The 4,057-nt window shown below is 68.4% G+C and carries 2 protein-coding genes; one reads left to right on the top strand and one right to left on the bottom strand.

Annotated elements, in window-relative coordinates:
* Nucleotides 1-311 precede the first annotated feature (311 nt).
* Entirely contained in the window at nucleotides 312-1,973 is a 1,662-nt protein-coding gene (locus ADK54_RS09670; RefSeq protein ID WP_063801926.1) for an ISL3 family transposase, read from the bottom strand.
* A 674-nt stretch (nucleotides 1,974-2,647) separates the two neighbouring features.
* On the opposite strand from ADK54_RS09670, the gene ADK54_RS09665 reads away from it, so the two are divergent.
* The gene (locus ADK54_RS09665; RefSeq protein ID WP_159047690.1) at nucleotides 2,648-4,054 is read left to right on the top strand and encodes a serine/threonine-protein kinase; all 1,407 of its coding nucleotides are present in this window, start codon (nucleotides 2,648-2,650) and stop codon (nucleotides 4,052-4,054) included.
* The last annotated feature ends 3 nt before the right edge of the window (nucleotides 4,055-4,057 follow it).

Below are 4,057 nucleotides of genomic sequence, written 5' to 3'. Positions count from 1 at the left end.
GGGGGGGGTGAGGGGGGTGGAGTGCGGGTGTGCTTCTTAATAAGCAGTCTGAGCTGCGCCGACTCCGGCCAACTCGGGGCACTCCGCGCAGTCTCCACAAAACCCAGGGCTTGGCAAAGAGCCGCTTGGCGATGAACTGGCCTGCTGTAGCGGGCCGTTGGCGAGGAGTGCAGGCCACCGGTGAGCATGGGTGATCCTGGGTCTGCACCCGCCCGCCGGGAGCTTCGCTTTCCCGCGATCCGTCCAACACCCTTCCCGCACCGTGCCTGTAAGCACTTCTTTTGGTTCAGGCACGAATTTCGTGAAGTGGATCAGGACTCCTGAGGGTTCGTCACGGTCTGTGGTCGGCGGCTGGCGGCGATCAGGAGGAGCCGTTTCCGTAGGAGGGGGAGGCGGGCGCGGCCGAACATGCCGCGCTTGAGTGCCTTCAGGTCGTTGACGCGGCCCTCAACGGGGCCGGACGACCAGTCCGTGCTCATGCCGAAGACGACAGCGTCGAGATCGGTGAGCAGTCCGGCGGCGAAGGTGTCCAGGCCGCACTGAGGGTCAGCGCAGGTGTCGGCAATCCAGCCCGGCAGCTGCCCGCCGTCGCGGGTGGTCATGATGGTCGCGAAGGTGCGGACGCGGGCGGCGGCCGCGGTGAGTTCGGGCGAGCGGGACAACAGCGTCTTGAGTCGCTGCTGGTCGGTGTCGCGTAGGTGGTCGGGGTGGCTCATGATCCAACGGGTGGCTTCGCGGGGTGAGGGCGGCCGGGCCATGGGTGGCCTGCCGGAGCGGGGTGGCTTCCTGGGGCGGAGGGGATGGACGTAGTCGCGCAGGGTGCTGTAACTGGAACGGGCTCCGTGTTCTTGAAGCTCTCGGTGGAGCTGTAGCAGGTTCGTGCAGCCCTCGGCGATGCGTTGTTCCAGGTAGGAGCGGTACGGGTCGAGCTTGCTGGTGCGGTTTTGCCACTGGCCGTGGAGCATCGCCTCCGGGCTGGCGTCGCGGGCGTACTTGCGTACGGTGTGTCGGCCCATGCCGAGTCGGCGGGCGATCTCGCGCTGACTCAGCCCTTGTTTGATCTGGGCATGGACCGCGGCGTGAGTGTCGCGGAGCCGGTCGAGGAACCTGCCTGGCGGATAGGGAACGGGCGACAGCGCATCCGCCACCTCGGGCTCGGGTTCGGGCTCTGAGGCGGGCGAGAGCTGCGACTCATCGAGGTCACGCAGCAGGACACGGTGTCCGGAGACGAGGCGTTCGACCGCTTCACCGAGGTTGTGCCAGACATGCCACTTGTCGGCGCAGTGCTGGGCGTCCGGAGCGCCATCGCGGGCGCCCTCGGCGAAGAACGTCGCACGGTCACGGCAGATGATCTCAACCCCGGGGTGCCTGCGCAGCCAGGCGGCCAGGGTCTCGGCCTCACGATCGGGCAGCAGGTCGAGGGGCTGGTGCGTCTCGCAGTCGAGCAGAATGGTCCCGTACCGCTGCCCCCTTCTCGTGGCGAACTCGTCCACCCCCAGCACCCGCGGCACCGAACAGCCCGGTTCCGGGAGTGCCATCACCACACGCAGCACCGTCATCCGGCTGACCGTGACGCTCAGCAGCACCGCCAGCCGGACCACGGCACGAGCCGCCAGGACAACGCCCAGGGCACCAACGATGCGCTGCAGAGCAGGAGTTCGCCGACCATAGCGGGAGGTCAGTCCGTCTATCTGCTCCGCGAAGGTCACCCGCGTACACCCGGGGTTGTCGCAGAACAGCCGCCGGACCGACAAATGGATCAACACCGGCCGTACTCCGGCCGGCGCGTCCGCGATCCTGCGTCCGTAGCGGCTGTGCGTCCGAACCGACAGCGACCCGCACCCCGGACACGGCACATCCTTCGCGTCCTTCGTACTCGCCGTGATCCGCAGCACGCCACTCTCCACCACCACGTGCTCCACCAGCACCGTCGTCAGGTGCGGTAACACCAACTCCAGCAAGTTCTCACACAACCAAAGGATGACGCCCAAAATGACGGAGCGTCACCAGCGCACGGCAGCACGATCCACTTCACGAAATTCGTGCCTGAACCGACTCCCTGCCCGAACAGCAGGAGCGGGACTCTGTCGGCGCTCACGTAATTGGGCCGCGGCGCGCTCGCCGTGCCCACCCTGCGGCTCCGGAAGCCTCGATGCGTGCGCTCACCGTTTTCGCGACGTGCGCGGCGAGCGGGGTGGATCAAAAGCGCAGCAAGGAAGGGGTAGGTGGGGCGCAGCCTCCGTCGCCTGCTCCCGCTCAGATGTGGTCACTGCGGCTTGCCGACCCCGTTGGCACACCGTGTCCATGACGAGCGACGGTTGGGTCAATTACGTGAGCGTCCACAACTCTGTGCTACCGCGCCGCCGGCCCGCTGCCGACAGGCTCCGGCCGAGAGTACGAGACCCCCGCCCGGACACCCCGCACAGCCGCGCGAGGGCGTACCGCACAACAGTGACCGCCCGGAACTGACCGGCCGTCAACTCGTTGAACCACTCGCCTCACACCCCCCAGTGAGGTGCACAGTCGCCTTGCTGCCCGGAATCGCCGCCGTAAGAAACAACGGACACGGTCTCCCGGCAGGCGCCCCGCGCTGCAAGCCCTGCCCTGCCCTGCCCTGCAACTACCGTGCGGCACTAAGGTGTTCGGCGTGATAGAAGTGAACGGGGAATTGATCGGCGGCCGGTACCGGCCGATCGAGCTGATAGGCCAGGGCGGCATGGGCCGCGTCTGGCGGGGCCGGGACGAGACGCTCGGGCGGGACGTCGCCGTCAAGGAAGTGATGTTCCCGCAGGGCATCACCGCCGAGCAGCGAGACGTCCTGCTCCAGCGCGTGACACGGGAAGCGCGCGCCGCGGCGCGGCTCAACCATCCCGGGATCATCACGGTGCACGACGTGGTCGAACACCGGGGCGCACCCGTGATCGTCATGGAATACGTGACCGGCATCTCGCTGGCCGCCTCGATCGCGCGCAGCGGGGGGCTGCCGGTGCGCACGGTCGCCGGGATCGGCGTGAAGATGCTGCAGGCGTTGAACCGCGCCCACGCATCCGGCATCGTCCACCGCGACCTCAAACCGGACAACGTCCTGCTGATGGACGACCGGGTCATCCTCACCGATTTCGGCATCGCGCACATGGCGGACTCGACCATGGCGCTCACCCACACGGGCACGATCATCGGCACACCGGCCTATATGGCGCCCGAGCAGTTGGCGGGCAAGACGCCCTCGGCCGCCACCGACCTGTGGGCGTTGGGGGCCACGCTCTACAGCGCCGTCGAGGGCCAACCCCCCTTCAGTGCCGAGACCTTCACCGCACTGTGCATCGCCGTGGTCACCGAGGACCCGCGCCCTGCCCTGCGCGCAGGGAGCCTGGGGCCGGTTCTCGCGGCCCTGCTGACGAAGGATCCGGCGCAACGTGCCACGGCCGAGCAAGCGCAGGCCGCGCTGGAGCAGGTGGAACGGACCGGAGCGGCCGCTCCCGTTCCGATCCCCACCCAGGTCGAGTCCGCACCGTCTCCGGGCTTCGCACCCGCCCGCGACGCCTTCACGGTCACCGCACCCGCCCGTCCCAGCAATCCGCCTCTCAGCAGCTTCCCGCCGCCGGCCGGGTCCCCCTACCCACAGAGCACCGCTCCTGCCGGGCCCGGCACCCGAACGCTTCCGGGCCCTGCCACGGCGCGAACCTGGCGCTTCCTCGGCTGCCTCGCACTCCTGTGGATCACAGGCCTCGCACTGCCGTGGAACGACCTGGCCAACACAGTGCGATTCGGGTATCTCCCGCTGGACATCGTCTTCACGCTCGTGGTCGCTCTCATCCACGCCTTGCCGCGACCGCGCTGGCACCCCAGGGCCTGCTGGGCGGGAGTGGTGGTCCTCGACACGGCCCTGCTCTTCGTCACCAAGCAGCTCGTCGCCCAGTTGCTCGGAACGCGACCGGAATTCATCACGATCGGGTTCAGCTTCGCGCCATTGCCCCTCATCTTCAACGTCCTGATCCTCGCCACCGGCGCCTGGCTCCTGTGGTGGAAGGTCCCCGGCAGCCGCCCCGCCTGAGAC

Origin of the sequence: Streptomyces sp. WM6378 (genome assembly GCF_001279695.1) — a bacterium.
GTDB lineage: Bacteria > Actinomycetota > Actinomycetes > Streptomycetales > Streptomycetaceae > Streptomyces.
Note: the sequence above shows the minus strand (reverse complement) of the source record. Positions and strands in the feature narration are given on the sequence as shown.